The sequence below is a fragment of the Yoonia sp. genome (genome assembly GCF_042093035.1).
Lineage (GTDB): Bacteria > Pseudomonadota > Alphaproteobacteria > Rhodobacterales > Rhodobacteraceae > Yoonia.
Map to the genome: position 1 here is coordinate 1 of NZ_JBELFI010000017.1, position 21,986 is coordinate 21,986.

Annotated in this window: 21 protein-coding genes; 9 read left to right on the top strand and 12 right to left on the bottom strand. The window is 57.8% G+C overall.

Going from position 1 to position 21,986, the window contains the following annotated elements; all coding sequences use genetic code 11:
* Positions 1 to 118 (top strand): hypothetical protein (locus ACFDSS_RS04245; protein WP_375254550.1); only part of this gene is annotated, 118 nt, incomplete at its 5' end.
* Positions 119 to 348: 230 nt separating this feature from the next.
* On the opposite strand, the gene ACFDSS_RS04250 is transcribed toward ACFDSS_RS04245, so the two are convergent.
* Positions 349 to 462: an entericidin, EcnA/B family gene (locus ACFDSS_RS04250; protein WP_375254522.1), complete on the bottom strand. Its 114-nt coding sequence runs from the start codon at positions 460 to 462 to the stop codon at positions 349 to 351.
* A 72-nt stretch (positions 463 to 534) separates the two neighbouring features.
* Positions 535 to 1,272, bottom strand: a complete 738-nt coding sequence (locus tag ACFDSS_RS04255; protein WP_375254523.1) for an alpha/beta fold hydrolase — start codon at positions 1,270 to 1,272, stop codon at positions 535 to 537.
* A gap of 84 nt (positions 1,273 to 1,356) precedes the next feature.
* Between ACFDSS_RS04255 and ACFDSS_RS04260 the strand changes: the two genes are divergently transcribed.
* Entirely contained in the window at positions 1,357 to 1,719 is a 363-nt protein-coding gene (locus ACFDSS_RS04260; RefSeq protein WP_375254524.1) for a hypothetical protein, read from the top strand.
* Positions 1,720 to 1,832: 113 nt separating this feature from the next.
* Here the strand turns inward: ACFDSS_RS04260 and glyA are convergent, their stop codons facing one another.
* The gene (gene glyA / locus ACFDSS_RS04265) at positions 1,833 to 3,128 is read right to left on the bottom strand and encodes a serine hydroxymethyltransferase (RefSeq protein ID WP_375254525.1); all 1,296 of its coding nucleotides are present in this window, start codon (positions 3,126 to 3,128) and stop codon (positions 1,833 to 1,835) included.
* A gap of 187 nt (positions 3,129 to 3,315) precedes the next feature.
* Here glyA and ACFDSS_RS04270 point away from each other — a divergent pair, with 187 nt between their 5' ends.
* Positions 3,316 to 4,080, top strand: coding sequence for an NAD kinase (locus ACFDSS_RS04270; RefSeq protein WP_375254526.1), 765 nt, complete (start codon positions 3,316 to 3,318; stop codon positions 4,078 to 4,080).
* A gap of 71 nt (positions 4,081 to 4,151) precedes the next feature.
* Here the strand turns inward: ACFDSS_RS04270 and ACFDSS_RS04275 are convergent, their stop codons facing one another.
* The 4 genes from ACFDSS_RS04275 to ACFDSS_RS04290 all read right to left on the bottom strand — a co-directional run bounded on the left by ACFDSS_RS04275 (position 4,152) and on the right by ACFDSS_RS04290 (position 8,887).
* Entirely contained in the window at positions 4,152 to 4,283 is a 132-nt protein-coding gene (locus ACFDSS_RS04275) for a hypothetical protein (RefSeq protein ID WP_375254527.1), read from the bottom strand.
* Positions 4,284 to 4,412: 129 nt separating this feature from the next.
* Complete coding sequence (locus ACFDSS_RS04280) at positions 4,413 to 4,559, bottom strand: hypothetical protein (RefSeq protein WP_375254528.1); 147 nt, start codon at positions 4,557 to 4,559, stop codon at positions 4,413 to 4,415.
* A gap of 55 nt (positions 4,560 to 4,614) precedes the next feature.
* Positions 4,615 to 6,507, bottom strand: coding sequence for a propionate-CoA ligase PrpE (prpE, locus tag ACFDSS_RS04285; protein WP_375254529.1), 1,893 nt, complete (start codon positions 6,505 to 6,507; stop codon positions 4,615 to 4,617).
* A gap of 100 nt (positions 6,508 to 6,607) precedes the next feature.
* Entirely contained in the window at positions 6,608 to 8,887 is a 2,280-nt protein-coding gene (locus ACFDSS_RS04290; RefSeq protein WP_375254530.1) for an NADP-dependent malic enzyme, read from the bottom strand.
* 122 nt (positions 8,888 to 9,009) lie between these two features.
* Here ACFDSS_RS04290 and ACFDSS_RS04295 point away from each other — a divergent pair, with 122 nt between their 5' ends.
* Genes ACFDSS_RS04295 through upp form a run of 6 tightly spaced genes read left to right on the top strand, consistent with a single transcriptional unit; the run spans position 9,010 to position 14,639 of the window.
* On the top strand, positions 9,010 to 10,095 hold the full coding sequence (locus tag ACFDSS_RS04295; protein ID WP_375254531.1) for a cupin domain-containing protein: 1,086 nt from the start codon (positions 9,010 to 9,012) through the stop codon (positions 10,093 to 10,095).
* 58 nt (positions 10,096 to 10,153) lie between these two features.
* The gene (locus ACFDSS_RS04300) at positions 10,154 to 10,546 is read left to right on the top strand and encodes a cytidine deaminase (protein WP_375254532.1); all 393 of its coding nucleotides are present in this window, start codon (positions 10,154 to 10,156) and stop codon (positions 10,544 to 10,546) included.
* A gap of 1 nt (position 10,547) precedes the next feature.
* Entirely contained in the window at positions 10,548 to 11,849 is a 1,302-nt protein-coding gene (locus tag ACFDSS_RS04305; protein ID WP_375254533.1) for a thymidine phosphorylase, read from the top strand.
* Entirely contained in the window at positions 11,849 to 13,024 is a 1,176-nt protein-coding gene (locus ACFDSS_RS04310) for a phosphopentomutase (protein ID WP_375254534.1), read from the top strand. Before ACFDSS_RS04305 ends, ACFDSS_RS04310 begins: the two co-directional genes overlap by 1 nt.
* Positions 13,021 to 14,010 carry an adenosine deaminase gene (locus ACFDSS_RS04315; RefSeq protein ID WP_375254535.1) on the top strand — a complete coding sequence of 330 codons (990 nt, stop codon included), beginning with the start codon at positions 13,021 to 13,023 and terminating at the stop codon, positions 14,008 to 14,010. The genes ACFDSS_RS04310 and ACFDSS_RS04315 overlap by 4 nt, the downstream gene beginning before the upstream one ends.
* On the top strand, positions 14,007 to 14,639 hold the full coding sequence (gene upp, locus ACFDSS_RS04320) for a uracil phosphoribosyltransferase (RefSeq protein WP_375254536.1): 633 nt from the start codon (positions 14,007 to 14,009) through the stop codon (positions 14,637 to 14,639). The genes ACFDSS_RS04315 and upp overlap by 4 nt, the downstream gene beginning before the upstream one ends.
* Here the strand turns inward: upp and ACFDSS_RS04325 are convergent, their stop codons facing one another.
* From ACFDSS_RS04325 to ACFDSS_RS04345, 5 genes are all read right to left on the bottom strand, one after another.
* Positions 14,640 to 15,653, bottom strand: coding sequence for a hypothetical protein (locus tag ACFDSS_RS04325; RefSeq protein WP_375254537.1), 1,014 nt, complete (start codon positions 15,651 to 15,653; stop codon positions 14,640 to 14,642).
* Positions 15,654 to 15,799: 146 nt separating this feature from the next.
* A complete protein-coding gene (locus ACFDSS_RS04330; RefSeq protein ID WP_375254538.1) occupies positions 15,800 to 17,425 on the bottom strand; it encodes an AMP-binding protein in 1,626 nt (541 codons plus the stop codon).
* 283 nt (positions 17,426 to 17,708) lie between these two features.
* Complete coding sequence (locus ACFDSS_RS04335; RefSeq protein WP_375254539.1) at positions 17,709 to 19,907, bottom strand: 3-hydroxyacyl-CoA dehydrogenase NAD-binding domain-containing protein; 2,199 nt, start codon at positions 19,905 to 19,907, stop codon at positions 17,709 to 17,711.
* A 12-nt stretch (positions 19,908 to 19,919) separates the two neighbouring features.
* Positions 19,920 to 21,131 carry an acetyl-CoA C-acetyltransferase gene (locus ACFDSS_RS04340; protein WP_375254540.1) on the bottom strand — a complete coding sequence of 404 codons (1,212 nt, stop codon included), beginning with the start codon at positions 21,129 to 21,131 and terminating at the stop codon, positions 19,920 to 19,922.
* Positions 21,132 to 21,154: 23 nt separating this feature from the next.
* The gene (locus ACFDSS_RS04345; RefSeq protein WP_375254551.1) at positions 21,155 to 21,775 is read right to left on the bottom strand and encodes a glutathione S-transferase family protein; all 621 of its coding nucleotides are present in this window, start codon (positions 21,773 to 21,775) and stop codon (positions 21,155 to 21,157) included.
* Between the last annotated feature and the right edge of the window lie 211 nt (positions 21,776 to 21,986).

A 21,986-nucleotide genomic window follows, 5' to 3' on the forward strand; every position in this document is an offset into this window, starting at 1 on the left:
GACGCGCAAGCGCAAGCTTCTGGACAAGCAGAAGGCCGGGAAAAAGAAGATGCGGCAGTTCGGGAAAGTGGATATCCCGCAGGAGGCGTTTATTTCGGCGCTAAAGATGGATGGGTGAAACTAACCTATAGCCTCTATTGCCAAATCAAAGATTTGGCAGCGCCCGTGTCCGGGGCTTTGCCCGCTCGTCCCTGAATTGCTCCACTGGAGTAATTCCAAGACGGGCCTCACCCACCCCCACGGGGCGGGCGCTTCGCTTCCTGCCCGTCGGAACAGTCGTGGTGTCAGCAATCTAAATGATCTCTTTGGGTATAAGCGTCGCGCCACCAACGACGCGCCATCTCCCGCCTAAAGCGCGGAATCCACCGCGTTGCCGGCAGCCGTGATATCACGGCCCAGACCTTTGGTTGTTTCACAAGCGGACAGGCCGAGTACGGCGAGGAGAAGGGCGATACGGATCATGGTAACCTCATTTGTAGAACTGTTGAGGAGCAAAATAGCGGTGGACCCCTGCCTCGGCAAGGGGTGCTGTGGTTAGGCCAGAAAAGCCGCCACCGCCGCTTCGAATTCGCGCGGTTTTTCGGCATGTAGCCAATGTCCCGCTCCGGGGATTTTCGCGAATTTGGCCTTCGGGAAGCGGGTTTTGATCTTGGGGCGCGCCTCTGGCTGCACATAGTCCGATTGCGCGCCGGACAGAAAGAGCGCGGGGCCTTCAAAGATGCCAGCGATCTCAGGAAAGCCGATGATCTTGTCCATCTCGGCGGCCAGCACATCAATGTTAAGCCGCCACTTGCGGGCTGTCATATCAAGGCTTTGCAGTAGAAATTCCGCAACGCCGGGTTCCAGTTCGCTCAGTTGCGCCTTGGCATCAGTGCGCGACGAAATACCCGCCAGATCGACCCGTCGCATTGCTTCAATCGGCCCGTCTTGTGAATGCGTATAGGTCACCGGCGCAATATCAGCGACGATCAGCCGTCGCACCAGTGCGGGCGCCTGCAACGCCAGGACCATCGCGGCCTTGCCGCCCATTGAATGGCCCAAGACATCCATCGGCCGATCCATGACGTCCGCCAGATCGCCCGCCAAATCTGCATAGGCGTGACTGTCATGCCAAGGACTTTGCCCATGGTTGCGCATATCGACCGCGATCACTGGGCGCGTGACCGACAGCCGCTTTGCGATCACGCCCCAATTGCGCGCTGATCCAAACAGCCCGTGGGCGATCAAAAGCGGAGTACCCGCCGGGCCATCATATATCACCGTGTTCAACATGCATCTGTTGCTAGCCTTCCAAGCGCGCGAGCGCCAGAGGGATTGAGCATTTCCCCGCGAGGTCGTAAGCGCCCAGCCATGACAATGACGCTTGATACAATTGTAGCCGATGTGCGTGAGGGGCTGGCGGCCCGGTTGCGGGTGCGCGGCAAGACACTGGCTGTGCAGATGCGGAAAGCCGGGCGCAGGCTGCCGCGCCATATACGTCGTGATCTGACCTATCTTATTGAGGCGCAGCAGCTGGACGCTCACCCCAAACGCGCCGCGCAGGTCGATATGGGGCGGGCGACAAAAGCACGCCGCAGTGTCTTAGCGTATCTTGAGACCGTCGATCTCGCTGCTGAACGATGGACGATGATCTTAGGGGTCGTCGCATCGATTGCTTTCGCAATGCTTGTGACGGGGATCATTTTGCTTTTTGTTCTGGTTCAGCGCGGATTTGTCTAGCCGCCGCCTCCTGGCGTTTGAATGTGCCTTCAGGATGCCTCCGGCGGGAGTTTTTAGCCAAGATGAAGAAGCGGCCCGCACCTTGGTATTGCGCGGGCCGCGCTGTTGTCGATCTAGAGGTTCGGATAGAGTGGGAAGAGATCGCAGAGTGCTTCGACCTCAGCGCGGACTTTTGCCTCAACCGTGCCGTTGTTTTCAGCACCGTTTGCGGCCAGACCTTCGGTGACTTCCACAATCCAATCAGCAATCTGGCGGAATTCGGCATCGCCAAATCCGCGCGTTGTGCCGGCTGGTGATCCTAGACGGATGCCGGATGTCACCATTGGTTTTTCCGGATCAAACGGGATGCCGTTTTTGTTGCACGTGATATGCGCCCGCTCCAACGCTTTTTCGGTTGCGTTGCCTTTCACGCCTTTCGGGCGCAAGTCAACCAGCATCACATGGGTGTCAGTGCCGCCTGTGACGATATCAAGCCCGCCTTTCATCAGCTGATCGGCCAGCGCTTGTGCGTTCTTGATAACCTGCTCCTGGTACGATTTGAACTCCGGTCGCAGGGCTTCGCCGAATGCCACCGCTTTGCCTGCGATGACATGCATCAACGGGCCTCCTTGGATGCCGGGGAAGATGGCAGAGTTGCACTTCTTCGCGATCGCCTCGTCGTTGGTCAGGATCATACCACCGCGCGGACCGCGCAGGGTTTTATGCGTTGTCGTTGTCGCCACATGCGCGTGCGGGAAAGGCGATGGGTAGAGATCTGCCGCGACCAATCCGGCAAAATGGGCCATATCGACCAGCAGATAGGCACCCACGCTGTCGGCAATCTCGCGCATTTTGGCGAAATCAATGATCCGGGGAATGGCGGAGCCGCCGGCGATAATCATTTTGGGATGATGTTCGGTCGCAAGTCGCTGCACTTCGTCATAATCGAGTATACTGTCTTGCTTGCGCACGCCGTATTGCACCGCATTGAACCATTTGCCCGATTGGTTCGGCTTTGCCCCGTGGGTCAGGTGACCTCCGGCATCAAGCGACATGCCCAATATCGTATCGCCCGGCTGCAAGAGCGCCTGAAACACACCCTGATTGGCCTGCGAGCCGGAATTCGGCTGCACATTCGCAAAGCCGCAATCAAAGAGCTGGCAGGCCCGTTCAATGGCAAGGTTTTCGGCCACATCGACGTGCTGGCAACCACCGTAATAACGACGGCCCGGATAGCCTTCCGCGTATTTGTTGGTCATCACACCGCCTTGGGCTTCCATCACGGCGGCAGAAACGATGTTTTCGGATGCGATCAGCTCAATCTCTTTGCGCTGGCGCCCTAGTTCGGCTTGCATGGCGGCGTGTAGCGCCGGATCGCGTGTCGCGAGCTTTTCGGTGAAAAAGCCATCGTCGCGGACTTTGACATTCATTGGTATGTTCCCCTTGGGCCAGGTGGCAAAAGTTGTCTTGGCGCTCTCATAGCGTATTGGAACTGGGGGCTAAAGCATCAAAATGACCATGATCTTTATGCAGGCGGCAAAAACTGTTTCTCATCGGCGACTTGCGTTTCGGACCCGATCACCGCACAACTTGATGGAAATCAAGGATAAACGTGCCATGCCCCGCCCCAAGATCGCATTTACCGCAAGCCCGGTGCCAATTGCGCAAACGGCCTTGCGCGCCTTGTCGCAGGCGCATGGCGATGCGCCGCAGGCGGAAGCGGATGCTATTGTCGCATTGGGCGGTGATGGCTTCATGCTTGAAACCCTGCACGCGACCCAAGGTCTGGATGTACCGGTTTACGGCATGAACCGTGGCACAGTCGGCTTCTTGATGAATGCGTTTCACGCAGAGGATTTGCCCCAACGTCTGGATGAAGCCGAGGAAGAAGTCATTAACCCGCTCACCATGACGGCGATGACCGTAGATGGTGCGGTGCATGAGGCGCTCGCGATCAATGAAGTCAGCCTTTTGCGTGCGGGCCCACAGGCTGCAAAATTGCGCATAACGGTGGATTACAAATTGCGGATGAATGAACTGGTTTGCGATGGCGCGCTTGTGGCCACACCGGCGGGATCGACGGCCTATAACTATTCTGCACATGGCCCGATTTTGCCGATCGGATCTGACGTACTGGCGTTGACGGCAATGTCAGCATTTCGGCCAAGGCGCTGGCGCGGCGCTTTGCTGCAAAAGAGCGCGGTAGTTCGTTTTGATGTGATTGATCCACAAAAACGGCCTGTCATGGCTGATGCGGATGGTGCGTCCGTGCGCGATGTCGTCAGCGTTGAAATCCGTTCTGAGCCGAAGGTGCGGCACCGGATACTCTTCGACCCCGGGCATGGGCTGGAGGAACGGTTGATTAGAGAGCAGTTTGCTTGACGATATGCGTGATTTGGCACGTTCTCATGCCGGAATAGATCAAATGCGCTTGGTCGATTTGGCGGGGTTGGCTAGATCGGGCGCTCACCAAAATGCAGTTTGACACGCCATTGCGCTCCAAATGCCCAAATCCAGAAATGCGTGCCCGCTATAGTGCCCATCATCAGGCCAGTCACGGCGCCCCCTGCGCCGGAACCAAGCATGAGTGGCAGCCCGAAGAGCAGGATTGCGGTGCCAGGGGCGAAGGGAAAGATGACATTGGACTGGTGTTTCGCAAGAACAGCCCAGACGGCGATAATCGCCGCCGTTATAAAGGCCGCGAGTAGCCCGCCTTAAACCACAAAGATGACAAGCGTATCCCATAGGCCGAATAGCGTGCGCCCTTCCAGCACCAATGGAATTTCCATCGCAAGCAGAACGATTACGCCAAGGCAATATGTCGCGAAGCAGCCACGCAGTATTTGTTTCGTTTGTCGCATTCAGAAAGGTTGGGCCTCGGTCGAAAAGCAATCAAATGGCAGATAAATAGGTGCTTTATCCGCCCGCGTAGCCCATCGGGATCAGCGCTTCTTTGATCTCATCCAAAATCGCCGGATCGTCAATCGTCGCAGGCATTTTATACGCTTCACTATCAGCGATCTTCACCATCGTGCCGCGCAGGATCTTGCCAGAGCGCGTTTTTGGCAGCCGGTCCACCACTGCAACCAGTTTGAACGCGGCAACCGGTCCGATTTTTTCGCGCACGGAAGTGACCACCTCTCTGGCGATTTCATCGTGGCTGCGTGCGCAGCCATTGTTGAGGCAGACAAACCCCATCGGCAGTTGCCCCTTAAGCTGATCGGTCACGCCAATTACCGCGCATTCCGCGATATCAGGATGCCCGGCGAGAACTTCTTCCATCGCACCGGTCGAAAGCCTGTGGCCTGCCACGTTAATCACGTCATCTGTCCGTGCCATGATATAGAGGTAGCCGTCCTCATCAATCATGCCCGCATCGCCGGTTTCATAGTAGCCGGGGAAAGTGTTGAGGTAGGACTTGATAAAGCGATCCTCCGCGTTCCAGAGTGTCGGCAGCGTGCCGGGGGGCAGGGGGAGTTTGACGGCAATTGCGCCCAGCTCACCGGTGGCGACGGGATGACCCGCATCGTCGAGGATTTGCACGTCGTAGCCGGGCATGGCGACTGTTGGAGAGCCGATTTTAACGGGAAGCGCTTCGATCCCTGCGGGGTTACCCGCGATCGTATAGCCGGTCTCTGTTTGCCACCAGTGGTCGTAGACGGGCACGTTCATCACACGCTGCGCCCATTCGATCGTGTCCGGGTCAGCCCGTTCACCCGCAAGATAGAGCGCGCGCAGGCCGGAAATATCATATTGCTTCACCAATTCACCCTTGGGGTCTTCACGTTTGATCGCGCGTAGAGCGGTAGGTGCTGTGAAGAAAGCCTTCACGTCATGTTCTTCAATTACACGCCAGAACGTGCTGGCATCGGGCGTGCCAACGGGCTTGCCCTCAAAGACGACGGTCGTGTTGCCGTGAATAAGCGGCGCGTAGCAAATATAAGAGTGCCCGACGATCCAACCCACGTCAGAGGCGGCCCAGAAGACGTCACCCGGATCAACATTGTAGATCGCTTTCATGGTCCAGTTCAACGCGACCAGATGGCCCGCCGTCGGACGCACGACACCTTTCGGTGCGCCAGTGGTACCAGAGGTATAGAGAATATAGGCAGGATGATCGCCCGGCACGGGCAGGCAATCGGCAGGCTCTGCTCCGTCCTGCATAGTGGCCCAATCATAATCGCGGCCTGCGATTAATTCCGCAATCTCTTGTTTGCGTTGATAAATAACTGTGAAGTCTGGCTTGTGTTGCGCCATCTCAATGGCACCATCCAAAAGCGGTTTGTAATGCACAACGCGCCCCGGCTCGAGCCCGCATGACGCGGCGATGATGGCCTTCGGGGTCGCATCGTCAATGCGCACCGCAAGCTCATTTGCTGCAAACCCACCGAACACGACAGAGTGGATCGCGCCGATGCGTGTGCAGGCCAGCATCGCTTCAAGCGCCTGCGGGATCATCGGCATATAGATGATGACGCGGTCGCCTTTTTCCACACCCTTTGCCCGCAAGGCGCCCGCAAGGCTTGCCACACGGGTTTGCAACTGCCTGTAGGTGATTGTTTCCTTGCTGTCGGTAATCGGGCTGTCATAGATGATCGCCGCCTGATCGCCACGGCCATTTTCCACATGCCGGTCCACCGCATTGTAGCAAGTGTTGACCTCTGCATCGGCAAACCAACTGTAAAGCGGGGCCTTGCTATCATCGAGCGCCTTGGACGGGGGGGTGACCCAATCAATCGCCTTCGCCTGATCCATCCAGAAAGCTTCCGGATCGTTTTTCCAAGAGTTGTAAACGGCTGCATAGCTCATGCTTGGTCCTCCCTGACAATGTTGGTCAGATTGTTAACACGCGTTGACGAAGCGGCAAGTGGAACCGCGTGCCTGACGGTCAGATCTGTAAACTTCTTGACTACCCGTAATGCGCAACCGGTGTGCCCGCGACCGCAGACATGTTCAGCAGCCCACGCGCGGTAATCGAGGGGGTGACGATGTGACATCGGTTGCCCATCCCCATCAGGATCGGCCCGACCTCAAGCCCGCCACCCTTCATTTTCAAGATGTTGCGCACACCCGAGGCCGCGTCGGTATTGGCAAAGACAAGCGTATTTGCAGCACCCGGAAGGTGGGCTGCAGGGAACACCCGATTGCGCAATTCGACGTCGAGCGCCGCGTCCACATGCATTTCGCCCTCATAGTCAAAATCGCGCGGCACGCTGTCGAGAATTTCCATCGCCGCCCGCATCCGCTTGCCGCTTTCGGTGTCAAGATTGCCAAATTGACTATGCGAACACAGGGCAATCTTTGGATCAACACCGAAACGACGGACGTGGCGCGCGGCACCAATAACGGCCTCGGCGATCTGGTTTGGGGTCGGCTCCGGATGCACTTGGGTGTCTGCAATAAAGAGCGGCCCGTCCTCAAGGATCATAAGGGACAGCGCGGCGGTGGGGTGATAGACTTCATCGCCGAGGATCTGACAGACATAATTCAGATGCCAAAGGTATTGCCCAAAGGTTCCGCAAATCATGCTGTCGGCCTCGCCACGGTGGACCATGACCGCCGCAATCGCTGAGGTATTGGTGCGCATGATCGCTTTCGCCAGATCAGGGGTGACACCTTTGCGGGCCATGATGTTGTGGTAGGTTTCCCAATAGTCACGATAGCGGGGGTCATTTTCGGGGTTCACGATGCTGAAATCGACACCGGGGCGAATTTTCAGGCCCGCGCGTTCGCAACGGCGTTCAATCACGTCCGGGCGACCGATCAGGATCGGTGTATCGGTGGTTTCTTCCATGACCGCTTGGGAGGCACGCAAAACGCGTTCATCCTCGCCTTCGGCAAACACGATGGTGCGTGTGGCGGTGCGGGCGGCCTCAAACACGGGACGCATAATCATGGCGGACCTAAAGACAGACCCGTCAAGTTTTGCCTTATAGAGCGTCATATCCGCGACTGGGCGCTTTGCGACACCGGTTTCGATGGCAGCGCCGGCAACGGCACTGGCCACAACACCCATAAGGCGCGGATCAAAGGGCTTGGGGATCAGGTAATCGGCCCCGAATGTCAAATGCTCACCTTTATAGGCGGCAGCAGCTTCCGCGCTTGTCGTGGCCCGTGCGAGGGCGGCTATGCCTTCCACACAGGCGATTTTCATCTCGTCGTTGATTTCGGTGGCCCCCACGTCGAGCGCTCCGCGGAAGATGAACGGGAAACACAGCACGTTGTTGACCTGATTGGGAAAATCGCTGCGGCCTGTCGCGATGATAGCGTCGGGCACAGCCGCACGCGCATCCTCCGGGTTGATTTCAGGATGCGGGTTGGCCAGCGCAAAGATAATCGGGCGCGCCGCCATCTTCCTGACCATGTCAGGCTTCAGGACGCCGGGGCCGGACAGACCGAGAAAGAGATCCGCATCAGCGATCACATCATCGAGTTTCGCAGATGTTGTGCCTTGCGCGTATTCCGCCTTCTGCGGCGTCATATCCTTTTCGCGGCCTTCATAGACAAGGCCCTCGATATCGCAAAGATAGACATTTTCGCGTTTCACGCCCAGTTTCAGCAGCATATTGAGGCAGGCAATGCCCGCCGCGCCGCCGCCTGTGCTGACGATCTTGACGTCTTCGAATTTCTTTCCGGCAACATGCAGCGCGTTATAGGCGGCCGCGCCGACGACAATTGCGGTGCCGTGCTGATCGTCATGGAAGACAGGGATATTCATTCGCTCACGGCACAGCTTTTCGACGATAAAGCAGTCCGGGGCTTTTATGTCTTCAAGGTTGATCGCGCCGAATGTGGGCTCCAGCGCGCAAACAATATCTGCCAGCTTTTCAGGATCGGGTTCGTTCAATTCGATATCAAAACAATCGATATTCGCGAATTTCTTGAACAGAACTGCCTTGCCTTCCATGACCGGCTTTGACGCCAGCGCGCCGATGTTGCCAAGTCCAAGAACGGCCGAGCCATTCGTGACGACAGCCACCAGATTGCCGCGCGCGGTATAGTCGCGTGCGGTGTCGGGGTCTGTTTTGATTTCCATGCAGGCCTCTGCCACGCCTGGGGAATAGGCGCGGGCAAGGTCGCGCCCGTTGGCCATCGGTTTGGTCGCACGAATTTCGAGTTTTCCGGGCTTGGGGAACTTGTGATAGTCGAGAGCCGCCTGTCTCAGGCTGTTGTTTGCATCGTCTGTCATCGGTTCCTCCAAATATGGTTTAATATTAAACCATTTTCTTTCCGCGAGGGAAATCTTGTCGTTGATTAATCATGTATTGCCACCTCTTGCAAATAATACCGTGCAAAGACAGGGTGCAGGGTATGACAGATTTTCAAGAAATAAGGGCCGAGGTTTGCTTGGGCACGACTGACTTGCGCGCTGATTTGGGGTTCTTTGGCGGGACGCTGGGGATGCGATTGGATATGATTTATCCCGCAGATGATCCAATGGTGGCGGTTTATTCGGGGCACGGGCTGCGGGTGCGACTGGATCAGGGCGGTGGGGTGAACCCCACCTTAAGGATCCTGACCGATGACCCGGAATTTGCAGATGGGCAAAAGCAACTGACCTCACCGGGGGGTACAAAGATTGAAATCCACCCGCTGAACCCGCCCCTTCATATGCCGCAGACCGATCACGCGTTTGTCGTGCGTCGTCTTGCGGATCAAGCCCCATGGGTGATTGGACGCGCTGGTATGCAGTACCGCGACCTGATCCCCAGCAGACTTGGCGGGTCGATCATTGCCAGTCATATCCGCATTCCCGATGGCGGCCCGGTGCCGGACATGGTGCATTTCCACAAAGTCGGCTTTCAGCTGATCTTTTGCTATCGTGGTTGGGTGGATGTCGTCTACGAGGACCAAGGCCCGCCGATCCGGCTGACCGCAGGTGATTGCTTTATCCAGCCACCTGAAATCCGGCACCGCGTCTTGGAAGCCTCTGACGGGATCGAGGTGATCGAAATCGGTGTGCCTGCCGAACATATCACCGAGATTGACCACGACATGACACTACCAACCCCGCACCTGCGACCTGATCGCGAATGGCAGGGTCAGAGATTTGTCTTCAATGAAGGTGCCAGGGCGGATTGGGAAACCGCACGTCTGCCGGGCTTTATCAGCCGAGACACCACGATTGCGGCAAACACCCAAGCCGTCGCCGGGGTGAATGTGCTGCGAAAAGGGCAGGGCGAACCGGCTTGGACCCGCCATGATGCAGATATTCATTTCACCTTTGTAATGGCAGGGACGATGACGCTGGAGGGTGAGGGCAAGGAGCCCTACCGCCTCGCCGCTGGCGATGCCTTCGTAATCCCGCCGGGGATGCAAACGCGCTACAATGACCCCTCCCACGACCTTGAATTGCTCGAAGTGGCGCTGCCCGGCGTGTTCAAGACAGGCTGGTAGGCCTTGCATCCGGCTGCGTCCCGCCTCAATCTGATCTTCAATAGCCCGAGGAGGTCCCATGTCCCTGATCGACAGCGCCCGCGCCGTACGCGAGAACGCCTACGCCCCTTATTCAAAGTTCAAGGTGGGTGCGGCTTTGCGCGCGACCTCTGGCACGGTCTATCAAGGCTGCAATGTCGAAAACGTGGCCTACCCGGAAGGGACCTGTGCGGAAGCGGGTGCAATCGCCGCGATGGTCGCAGGCGGTGACACAGCGATTGCGGAAATCGCGGTGATTGCGGATAGCCCCAAACCTGTCAGCCCATGTGGCGGTTGCCGCCAGAAAATCGCAGAGTTCGCATCCGGCGATGTCAAAGTGACCATGGCCACCACCGACGGTGTTATCTTGGAAACAACTGTAGCGGGGTTGCTGCCGGGCAGCTTCGATGCCGATTACATGAGCCGCACCTGAGTTGGATGCCCGTGCGATCATAGCAGCCGTCAGACGCAAACAGACGCCCGACCCCGAGGCGCTCGTCTGGTTCGCGCAAGGGTTGGCGACGGGTGCGGTCAGCGATGCGCAGGCAGGGGCATTTGCAATGGCCGTTGTGCTGAACGGCCTGTCCGATGAGGGGCGTGTGGCGCTGACCAGAGGGATGCGCGACAGCGGGGACGTGCTGGAATGGGATTTGCCGGGGCCAGTGCTGGACAAGCATTCGACCGGCGGGGTAGGTGATTGCGTGTCGTTGATATTGGCGCCGGTGCTTGCAGCTTGCGGCGCCTATGTGCCGATGATTTCAGGGCGCGGGCTTGGGCATACGGGCGGCACGCTCGACAAACTTGAAGCGATCCCTGGTGTGAATATCGACGTCTCGGAACGCCGCTTGCGGCTGATCACCCGCGAGGTCGGCTGTGCGATTGTCGGTGCTACCGGGCGCATCGCCCCGGCAGACAAACGGCTTTACGCAATCCGTGATGTGACGGCCACGGTGGAGAGCATCGACTTAATCACCGCCTCAATCCTGTCCAAAAAGCTCGCCGCGGGCTTGGAGGGCCTGATATTGGACGTCAAATGCGGCTCGGGGGCCTTTATGAAAACGGTGGAGGACGCAAGGGCACTGGCGCAATCGCTGGTCAGCACCGCCAATGGCGCGGGCTGTCAGACCATGGCCCTCATCACCGACATGAGTGAACCGCTTGCGCCAGCGCTGGGCAATGGATTGGAAGTCGCAGTCTGCATGGAACTGCTTTCAGGCAATATCAAAGCCGCGCCACGCTTGCATGAGTTGACCGTTGCTTTGTCGGTGAACCTCTTGGTTATGCATGGGGCACAGCCAGAGGATGCGGCAGAGAAGGTCAGGACCGCCTTGGCATCAGGGGCCGCAATGGAACGGTTTGCCGATATGATAACGGCATTGGGCGGGCCGCCAGATATGGCGGTTGATTGGCGGACACATTTGCCCAAAGCGCCGGTGGTCGGTGAGGTCACAGCGCCAACATCAGGCCATGTCCATGCCATGGACGGGGAGGCGCTGGGCCTTGCCGTTGTTGCACTGGGTGGCGGGCGCAAGGTGGAAACCGACCGTGTAAACCCGGCTGTTGGCCTGTCAGAGGTCGTCGGACTGGGCACACAGGTGGAGCGGGGGGACCCGCTTTGCGTGCTCCATGCTGCCGACGAGGAAACCGCGATGGAAGCGGCCGTTGCCGTCCGACAGGCGATCTCTATCGGCGAAGCAGGCGCGCATGGGCCGCTCATTGTGGATGGGATTACCTGATGGCGCGTGCATTTCTGATCGTGATTGACAGCGTGGGTATTGGTGGCGCGCCAGACGCGGCTGAATTTTTCAACGGCGAAGTACCTGACACGGGCGCGAATACGGTCGGGCATATCGCTCAAACCGCGGGGCTTTCGGTGCCCACGTTGGATGGGTTGGGCCTTGGTGCGGCAGTTGCGCTTGCCAGCGGTGACCGCCCGCCTGGTCTGGACGCTGCACCCACTGGCGCATGGGGTGCTGCGACAGAAGTGTCGCGCGGCAAAGACACGCCATCGGGTCATTGGGAATTGGGCGGCGTGCCTGTCCCGTGGGAATGGCACACTTTCCCCGATACCAACCCTGCGTTCCCACCGGAACTGACTGCACAAATCTGTACGGCGGCAGGCACGGAGGGGATTTTGGGCAATCGCCATGCCTCCGGCACCGTTATTCTTGAGCAGGAAGGCGAAGCACATCTGAAAACCGGTTGGCCGATTTGCTATACGTCTGCTGACAGCGTGCTGCAGATCGCAGCACATGAAGAGACCTTCGGCTTGGAACGGTTGCTGACCTTGTGCAAGGATATCGCGCCAATCTTGCATGAGATGAAGGTCGGGCGGGTTATCGCGCGCCCATTTGTGGGTGAGGTCGGAAGCTTCACCCGTACTGCCAACCGCAAAGATTTCGCGATCGCAACACCCAAACCCACGATATGCGATTACGTCCATGACGCTGGGCGGCGCGTACACGCGGTGGGAAAGATCGGTGATATCTTCTCAATGCGCGGGATCGACGATCTGCGCAAAGGGCAGGATGTGGCATTGATGGGGCATCTCCATGACCTCACCGAAGAGGCCGCGGATGGTGACTTTGTCTTTGCCAATCTGGTGGAGTTTGACAGCGAATTCGGGCATCGGCGCGACCCCAAAGGCTATGCCGGGCATCTGGAATGGTTTGACCTTGAATTAAGCGGGCTCTTGGCGAAAATGCGCGCGAATGATCTGTTGATCGTCACCGCAGACCATGGCAATGACCCGACATGGACCGGCACGGATCACACCCGCGAACGGGTGCCGGTGCTGGTGCATGGCATTGGGGCGAAATCCCTCGGACAATTGGATTTTACGGATGTCGCAGCGAGTATCGCCAAGCATCTCAAGGTGCCCTACGCTGGCGAAGGAAAGAGCTTTCTATGAGTTTCCAAACTCTGCCCAAAGTCGAACTTCACACCCATCTGGAAGGCTGCGCGCCACCTGCGTTTATTCGCGCTCTGGCAGCGGAAAAAAAGATCGACATCAGCGGTATTTTCGATGCCAGAGGCGGCTATGCATTTCGCGACTTTGATCATTTTCTCAAGGTCTATGAGGCGGCCTGCACAACGCTGCAAACCCCTGATGACTTTCGACGTTTGACGATGGCCGTGCTGGAAGAAACTGCGGCGCAGGGTGTGGTCTACATGGAAACTTTCGTGTCTCCGGACTTTTGCGGAGGCGGAGATTTGGCGGCATGGAAAGATTATCTTGCTGCGATGGTTGATGCCGCTGCCGAGGCAGAGGTCAAACATGGCATCACTCTCAAAGGAATTGTCACCGGCATCCGCCACTTCGGCCCCGAAGCTTGCAAGCCCGCCGCGAAATGCGCCGCAGAGACATTTGGCGAATTCATTACCGGCTACGGCATGGCCGGCGGAGAGATGGTCGGACGTCCGGGTGACTACGCCTATAGCTTTGACATGGCGCGTGAGGCGGGAATGCCGCTGACCTGTCATGCGGGGGAATGGGGTGGTGCGTCGATGGTCAAAGAGACGATCCAGGCCTTGCGAGTGAGCCGCATTGGTCACGGGATCGGCGCGATTGAAGATAAGGGCCTGATCGACGAAATTCTCGAAAATGATATCGTGCTTGAGGTCTGCCCGGGATCCAATGTCGTTTTGAAAGCCGTGAATGGATGGGCCGGCCATCCGATTGAAGAGCTGCGCGATGCGGGTGTGAAAGTGACAATCTCAACCGATGACCCGCCATTTTTTCATACAACGATGACAGCAGAATATGAGATGTTAAATCGCACCTTCGGCTGGGATGAAGATGCATTCCGCACAGCGAATGAAACGGCGCTTGCTGCGGCGTTCTGCGATGATGCGACACGCGCGCGGGTATCTAAACGACTGGAGGCTCAAGAATGACCGATCATGTGACCCATGTGCTGCACCCGCTGGTGCAGCACAAGCTGACACTGATGCGCAAGAAGGATACGTCGACGGCAGTGTTTCGCCAGCTTTTGCGCGAAATCAGCCAGCTTCTGGCCTATGAGGTGACGCGTGGTCTGCCGATGACGACCCGCCGGATCGAAACCCCGCTGGAGCCGATGGACGCACCGGTGATTGACGGCAAAAAGCTTGCGTTGGTGTCGATCCTGCGTGCGGGAAACGGATTGCTGGATGGTGTGCTTGAACTGATCCCTTCGGCCCGTGTGGGCTTTGTCGGACTGTACCGGGATGAAGAAACGCTCAAGCCTGTGCAATATTACTTCAAGGTGCCGACGGAGCTCGGCGACCGTTTGGTCATAGCCGTCGATCCGATGCTTGCGACGGGCAATTCATCGGTGGCGGCGATAGATTTGCTCAAAAAGGCGGGCGCCAGGAACATCCGCTTTTTGTGCCTTCTGGCGGCACCGGAAGGGATCGCCCGCATGAAAGAGGCACATCCGGATGTACCAATTGTTACTGCGGCGATTGACAGTCATCTGAATGCGCAGGGCTATATTGTGCCCGGTCTGGGTGATGCTGGCGACAGGATGTTCGGCACCAAGTGACTAGTTGCAGATGTTTTGTAACGCGACCCAGTCGCTATCGTCCAATATCAGCGGGACAGGCTGGCCCTGCAACGGGTCAGGCCCCAGGTCGGGTGTATTTCCGCTGCGCTGGTCGGACGCCGCGACGTAGGGCCCCTGCGGAATTTGGGCCTGGGCCAGCAGATCGGCCAATGCCTGCGGGTTTGGCTGGGGGGCTTGCGCCGTAATCAGGTTTTGCGCGTTTTGGTCCAGTATCATCGGGGTGATGCTGCCGGTTGTGAGCAAGCGAAATGTCGTTCCCAAGCCTTCCTGAATGAGCAGGTTCTCCAGCGGATCACTGTGCATGATTGCCGCGCGACTGGCCAGAATGAAACCGGCTGTTGCCGCAGGATCGTCAGAGAGTTGCAGAATATTTGCGTCAACAATCACCAAACCGCCGGGCAGCGCCAAGGCGCCCTGTTTCAGTTCAGGGACAATCTTTACTGCGTTGGACTGGGCATCCCCCAGCAGGCGTTCCGCGAAGCGCGCGGCGGCGATATCTCCTCTGGTAGACTGACAGACCGGGCCTGTGCGGGGGACCATATAGCCCAACATTTGTGCGCCGATCTCTTGCCGCTTTGGATTGGGAACAATCGAAAGCGTTTGCCGGATCAGCGCATCCGGTAGCCAAAAAACGCCAAGCAAGACCGCCAACCCGACGAAGCCACCGGTCAGCCAATGCCGCAGCTTTCCGGGATGCGGTTGCGCCTTGGCCAAGGCCTTGCGGACCTCTTCGATGGCTTCGATCATAATCGGGTCGCTGATCTCCAAAAGCTCGCTGCCGTCCTCATCGGGCGCATAGATGGCGGGTAATTCGCCTGGGCTTTGACGGATCAGTGCAGGCAAAGACCAATGGGTCAATGGCCGCCCGGCTTGGTCGGAAATAACCAAAGTGGCATCCCCGAAGGCAATCACCACGTCGCGACGCTGGGCGTCAGGTGCGGCGCGCCAGAGCGCGTCGCTTTCCAGCCGCACATATCGATCGAGTGCTGTCATCTGCCCAACTGCCTTTTTACGAAACTCTACCGTGTTCGGGCTGTGTTGTCATGTCGGAAACAGCGCAGCGGCGTGGGCAAGTCCCAGAGGGTGAGGGACCCTCCGGGGGAAGTTTTGGGGGAATGAGAAACGGCAGTGCTGCCGCGCTAAAGGGTCTTTGCCCGTCCGCGCAGTTCAAATTTCTGGATCTTTCCTGTCGAGGTCTTGGGTAATTCCTGAAAGACCACGCGCTTGGGGCATTTGAATCCGGCCAGCCGTGTCCGCGCGAATGCGATCATTTCGGTTTCATTCGCCGTGGCGCCCTCTTTGAGTTCGACAAAGGCGCAGGGCACTTCACCCCATTTTTCATCCGGCTTGGCCACGACCGCGCAAAGGTTCACTGCAGGATGGTTCATCAAGGCGCCTTCGACCTCGACGGAGCTGATGTTCTCACCGCCTGAGATAATGATGTCCTTGGCGCGGTCAGAGATCTGTATGGACCCGTCAGGGTGCTGAATGGCGAGGTCCTCAGAATGAAAGTAACCGCCCGCGAAGGCTGTCTCAGTCGCTTCGGGATTTTTGAGATAACCCTTCATAACCGCATTGCCGCGCATCACGATTTCGCCTTGGGTCGCTCCGTCGCGTTTGACCTGTCCCATCTGGTCATCGACCACGGTGACGTCTTCCATGATCGGGAACGCAACGCCCTGGCGTGCTTTGATACTGGCTTGGTCTTCCTTTGGCAGATTGTCCCAGCTGCTATCCCAGATGCATTCGGTAACATGCCCGTAGGTTTCGGTCAGCCCGTAGACCTGTTTGACGTTGAAGCCCAGATTGCCAATTGCCGACAGCGTCGCCGGTGCGGGCGGCGCACCTGCGGTAAAGACCTCAACCATATGGTCAAAGTCGCGGCGTTCGTCGTCTTTGGCGTTCACCAGAAGGTTCAACACAATCGGCGCGCCGCCAAAATGTGTGACACTTTCGTCGCCAATCGCGTCATAGATAGCCTTGGCCGAGATATCCCGGCAGCAGACAACTGTCCCTCCCAGCGCGGGCATCATCCATGTGTGATTCCAGCCGTTGCAGTGAAACAAGGGCACAATCTGCAGGTAACGCATGAAGAGCGGCAATTCCCAGCTGATCGGGGTGCCCATGGTCATCATATACGCACCGCGATGATGGTAGACCACACCTTTGGGCCGACCTGTTGTGCCGGAGGTGTAGTTCAGCGCAAGGCTTTCCCATTCGTCCTCTGGCATGATCCACGCGAAATCGGGGTCGCCAGTTGCGAGGAAATCTTCGTAGTCTTGTTGTGCGCCGATTGCTGGCACGCCAGCAATCGTGTCCGGCACTTCGATAATGCGCGGCCCGTCGCCATCCATCAGTTCAATTGCGTTCACGGCGAGCGGCAGGAACTGGCTGTCAACGAGCGCGACCTTTGCCTCTCCATGTTCGAAAATATAGGCGACCGTGTCGACGTCCAGTCGCGTGTTGATCGTGTTCAGCACTGCACCGCAGGCGGGTACGCCAAAGGCCGCTTCTGACTGGGCGGGGATATTGGGGAGAAGTGTTGCCACCACTTCGCCGGGTTGCACACCGACCTTTGCCAACGCGGATGCAAGGCAGGACACGCGGCGGAAGTATTGCGCATAGGTCATCCGAGATGTGCCGTAGACCACCGCCTCGCGGTTGGCAAAGATCAAGGCAGCCCGTTGCAAGTGCGAAAGTGGTGTCAACGGCACATAGTTTGCCGCGCGTTTGCCTAATCCGGTTTCGTCTCGCATCCAACCCATGTCGCCCCCTCACGCATTGCGTCGCTTTGGAGGTCGAGTATTGCGCCAAGTGCGTCACTTTGAAAGCCTCAAAATTTGACCAGGTTGCAGGGGTCATTCTGGCGGGAAAGCCAGCCTGTGAGGTGACGGGTCGGTTCTGGCGATGTTCATGATAGTTAGCCAAGAAGCTAAGTTATCACCGTTGGTCCATCGTGCAATGAATGGCGCCTGACAGCACTGTTAAACCTAGCAAATTGCATTGCGCAAGATGGCGCACCCCAATCAGGGATGCGCCAATGCGCGATCAGGCAGCTTTTGCCTCCGTGCCAAAGCGTTTGTAGAAATCCTGACCTTTGTCGGCCATCTCACGCAGCAAAGCGGGAGTGGCAAAGCGTGCGCCGAATTCTGCGGTCAATTGGTCGCATCGCTCAGCTGCGTAGGGCGCGCCGATCATGTCGAGCCAGCTAAACGGGCCGCCGGACCAAGGTGCAAAGCCCCAGCCGAGGATCGCGCCGACATCGCCTTCGCGGATATCTTCGAGCACGCCTTCCTCCAGCGCGCGCACGGCTTCCAGAACCTGCGCAAAGAGCAGACGATGCTGGACCGTGACCAAGTCGGGCTGGTCATCAGCCGCCGGGTATTGCGCGCAAAGCCCCTGCCAAAGTCCCTGGCGCTTGCCCTTTTCGTCGTAGCTGTAGAAGCCCGCGTTGGATTTGCGCCCCAGACGGTTTTGGTCAAACATCCAGAACAGGACCTCGTCCACTTCGCTATCAGGATAGGCATCGCCCATTGCTGATTTCGTAGCCTTGGCAATTTTCACACCAAGATCGACCGAAGTTTCATCGACCAGTTGCAGCGGACCAAGCGGCATTCCAAGAAGCTTTGCGGCGTTTTCGATCAGGGCCGGTTCTACGCCTTCTTTCACCATCCGAATGCCTTCGTTGATGTAGGGAATTATGCAACGGTTGGCATAGAAGAAGCGCGCGTCATTGACGACAATCGGTGTCTTCTTGATCTGGCGCACAAAGTCGAGCGCCTTGGCCACAGCCAGATTGCCGGTCTCTTTGCCTTTGATGATCTCGACCAGCAGCATCTTGTCGACAGGAGAGAAGAAATGGATACCGATGAATTTCGCGGCGTCCGTTGCGGCCTTGGCCAACTCTGTGATGGGGAGGGTTGAGGTGTTGGTCGCGAAGATGCAATCAGGGCCAGTGACAGCTTGCACTTTGGCGGTGACGTCGGCCTTGACGCCAACGTCCTCAAACACGGCTTCAACGATCAGGTCACAGCCCTTGAGCGCGTCATAGTCTGTTGTTGCGTTGATGAGACCAAGGACGGCATCCTTTTTCTCTTGCGTGACCTTTTTGCGCGCCATGCCCTTGTCGAGATGGGCCGAAGTGTATGATTTGCCCTTGTCTGCGGCCTCTTGCGTGCTGTCAATCAAAACTACCTGTATGCCAGCCAATGCGGAGACAAGCGCGATGCCTGCACCCATCATACCTGCGCCAATGATGCCGACCTGTCGGACCTTCTGATCTGTCGCTTCAGGGCGGTTTGCGCCCTTCTCCAAGGCCTCCTTGTTCACAAAGAGGCTGCGGATCATGTTGCTGGAGGAGGGGTTCATCAGCACATTTGTGAACCAACGCGCTTCGATCTTCAGCGCCGTGTCGAAAGGCACCAACGCGCCTTCATAGACAGATGACAACAGTGCCTTGGCGGCAGGATAGACGCCTTGGGTCTTGCCGTTCACCATTGCGGAGGCACCCACAAAGGTCATGAAGCCGGCAGGGTGATACGGCGCGCCGCCGGGCATCTTGTAACCTTTTTCATCCCAAGGCTTCACGATCAATGGCACTGACAGCACCCAGGCTTTGGCGGCCGAGAGTAGGTCATCCGCGGGGACGACTTCATCAACCACACCCGCAGCCTTCGCTTTTTTGGGGTCGTTCAGCTTGCCTTCGAGCAAAAGCGGGGATGCGCCCATCGCACCCAGCTTGCGGGACAAACGTGTGGTGCCGCCCGCGCCGGGGAAGATGCCGACAAGGATCTCTGGCAGACCGATTTTCGCTTTTGGATTATCGGCCACAAAGATGCGATGGCAGGACAGCGGAATCTCAAGACCAATGCCAAGCGCTGTGCCGGGCAGGGCGGCCGCAATCGGCTTGCCGCCTTTGTTGGTCTTGGGGTCCATGCCTGCGCGTTCGATTTTGCGCATGATGCGGTGGGCATTCATGATGCCGTCAAATAAGCCCTTGGCCGGATCGTCGCCTGCCATTTCTTTCATCTTGGCAATGACCTTCAGGTCCATACCACCCGCAAAGCTGCCGGGTTTGCCGGATGTTATGATCGCACCCTTAATGCTATCGTCTGCCAGCACCTGATCGATCAGCGCATCCAGATCGTCCCACGCATCAAGCGTCATGACGTTCATGGATTTGCCGATCGTGTCCCACAGGATTGTCGCAACGCCATCGGCGTCAGTTGTCATTGTAAAATCAGTCATATCGGCCGCTCCTTACACGCGTTCGATGATTGTGGCCGCACCCATGCCGGATGCGATGCAAAGTGTGGCAAGACCGGTGCTTTTGCCGGTGCGCTCTAGCTCATCCAGCAAGGTGCCGATGATGATCGCGCCAGTGGCACCCAGCGGGTGGCCCATCGCGATGGAACCGCCGTTGACGTTGACCTTGGAGTTGTCGACGTCAAAGGCTTGCATGAAACGCAACACGACCGATGCGAAAGCTTCGTTGACCTCAAAGAGGTCGATATCGCTGATCGCCATGCCGCTGTCTTTCATGATCTTCTCGGTCACGGGAACCGGACCGGTCAGCATGATCGTTGGATCAGTGCCGATCTTGGCTGTGGCGCGAATGACGGCGCGCGGTTTGATGCCCATCGCCTCGCCCCATTCCTTGGAGGCAATGAGGACGCCCGCGGCACCGTCCACGATACCGGACGAGTTTCCCGCGTGGTGGATGTGGTTGATCTTCTCTAGGTGCGGGTACTTCATTAGCGCGACCTTATCGAAACCGGGCATGACTTCGCCCATGGCTTGGAAAGCAGGGTTGAGTGAACCGAGCGTCTGCATGTTGGTTTCAGGGCGCATATATTCGTCGTGATCAAGGATCGGCAGACCGTTAATATCGCGGACCGTCACAACGGAATTGGAGAAGCGGTTGTCGTCCCACGCGGCCTTGGCGCGCTGCTGGCTTTCCATGGCCAGCTGGTCGGCGTCATCACGGGTGAAACCATATTCGGTAGCAATGATGTCCGCAGAGACACCTTGCGGCACAAAGTATGTGTCCATGGCGATGGATGGATCGACGGCAATCGCAGCCCCATCAGAGCCCATGGCAACACGGCCCATCATCTCGACACCGCCTGCGATATAGGCCTGGCCTGCGCCGCCTTTGACTTGGTTGGCTGCCAAGTTCACTGCTTCCATGCCAGAGGCGCAGAACCGGTTGATGGACAAACCCGGAATCGACTGATCCAGATCAGAGGCAAGGACAGCAGTCCGCGCAAGGCAGCCACCCTGTTCGGCGACCTGAGTGACATTGCCCCAGATCACATCCTCAATGGCGTGGCCTTCAAGGTTGTTGCGGGATTTCAGCTCGTTGAGCACACCGGCAGAGAGGCGGGCAGAGGTCACCTCATGCAGACTGCCGTCCTTGCGGCCCTTGCCACGTGGGGTGCGTATCGCGTCATAGATATAGGCTTCGGTCATTGTCGTCTCCGTATTTTCGCGCGTCAGTTCAGGGCGCGAGGCATGAGGTCATAGGGATGCTTCCAACCGGGCTGTGCGGCGATTGCATCTAGCCAGCGGTCGACATTCGGGTAATCCGCGCGATCAAAAGTGAACGGTTCGGGGTAGAACAGATAGCCAGCACAGGCGATATCGGCGATGGTGATATCATCGGCCGCCAGCCAATTACGGTCGGCAAGATGCGTGTCCATGACCTTCAGCGCAGAGGCCAGTCGCATGGCCATAAAGCCGTTCACATCGGCGCTGCGCTTGTCTTCGGGCAGGAAGTTCATGTTGAAACGCAAAGGCCCTGCAACGCCGGACACCTTGTGATTGTCAAAGAACATCCAACGCAGGACATCGCGGCGCTCGGCGGCGGACTTGCCACCCAGCCTGCCAGTCTTGGAACTGATGTAGTCCTGGATCACGCCGGATTGTGTAAGGATGAGATCGCCATCCTCCAGCACCGGCACTTCGCCCATGACATTGAGGGCACGGAACGCGGGTGAGCGCGTCGCCCCTTTGAAAAAGTCGACATAGACGGGCAGCCATGCCTCATCGGCCAATGTGAGTGTCAGCGCGACCTTATAGGCATTTCCGCTTTCGCCGAAGCAATGCAGTTTCATCATAATGTGCCCCCTCCCAGAGGTTCGGATGCGCAGCTGGCATCCGAATTTGAGTTTTCTTGCCAAGATGAAGGGAGAGCCTCTCGTTCATAACGAAATGTTAACCCTGTTTGGCGATCGTGGTGCCGCGTCAATAGCTGGAGAGCGACTTGACGTCCAAGGTGAAGCCCCGGCTCTTGCAGCATGGCCGGGGTGGAGCTTTGGGCTTCAT

Coding starts and splice junctions, on each gene's coding strand:
- ACFDSS_RS04250 (WP_375254522.1), bottom strand. CDS start 462: ATGATCCGTATCGCCCTTCTCCTCGCCGTACTCGGCCTGTCCGCTTGT.
- ACFDSS_RS04255 (WP_375254523.1), bottom strand. CDS start 1,272: ATGTTGAACACGGTGATATATGATGGCCCGGCGGGTACTCCGCTTTTG.
- ACFDSS_RS04260 (WP_375254524.1), top strand. CDS start 1,357: ATGACGCTTGATACAATTGTAGCCGATGTGCGTGAGGGGCTGGCGGCC.
- glyA (WP_375254525.1), bottom strand. CDS start 3,128: ATGAATGTCAAAGTCCGCGACGATGGCTTTTTCACCGAAAAGCTCGCG.
- ACFDSS_RS04270 (WP_375254526.1), top strand. CDS start 3,316: ATGCCCCGCCCCAAGATCGCATTTACCGCAAGCCCGGTGCCAATTGCG.
- ACFDSS_RS04275 (WP_375254527.1), bottom strand. CDS start 4,283: ATGCTTGGTTCCGGCGCAGGGGGCGCCGTGACTGGCCTGATGATGGGC.
- ACFDSS_RS04280 (WP_375254528.1), bottom strand. CDS start 4,559: ATGCGACAAACGAAACAAATACTGCGTGGCTGCTTCGCGACATATTGC.
- prpE (WP_375254529.1), bottom strand. CDS start 6,507: ATGAGCTATGCAGCCGTTTACAACTCTTGGAAAAACGATCCGGAAGCT.
- ACFDSS_RS04290 (WP_375254530.1), bottom strand. CDS start 8,887: ATGACAGACGATGCAAACAACAGCCTGAGACAGGCGGCTCTCGACTAT.
- ACFDSS_RS04295 (WP_375254531.1), top strand. CDS start 9,010: ATGACAGATTTTCAAGAAATAAGGGCCGAGGTTTGCTTGGGCACGACT.
- ACFDSS_RS04300 (WP_375254532.1), top strand. CDS start 10,154: ATGTCCCTGATCGACAGCGCCCGCGCCGTACGCGAGAACGCCTACGCC.
- ACFDSS_RS04310 (WP_375254534.1), top strand. CDS start 11,849: ATGGCGCGTGCATTTCTGATCGTGATTGACAGCGTGGGTATTGGTGGC.
- ACFDSS_RS04315 (WP_375254535.1), top strand. CDS start 13,021: ATGAGTTTCCAAACTCTGCCCAAAGTCGAACTTCACACCCATCTGGAA.
- upp (WP_375254536.1), top strand. CDS start 14,007: ATGACCGATCATGTGACCCATGTGCTGCACCCGCTGGTGCAGCACAAG.
- ACFDSS_RS04325 (WP_375254537.1), bottom strand. CDS start 15,653: ATGACAGCACTCGATCGATATGTGCGGCTGGAAAGCGACGCGCTCTGG.
- ACFDSS_RS04330 (WP_375254538.1), bottom strand. CDS start 17,425: ATGGGTTGGATGCGAGACGAAACCGGATTAGGCAAACGCGCGGCAAAC.
- ACFDSS_RS04335 (WP_375254539.1), bottom strand. CDS start 19,907: ATGACTGATTTTACAATGACAACTGACGCCGATGGCGTTGCGACAATC.
- ACFDSS_RS04340 (WP_375254540.1), bottom strand. CDS start 21,131: ATGACCGAAGCCTATATCTATGACGCGATACGCACCCCACGTGGCAAG.
- ACFDSS_RS04345 (WP_375254551.1), bottom strand. CDS start 21,775: ATGAAACTGCATTGCTTCGGCGAAAGCGGAAATGCCTATAAGGTCGCG.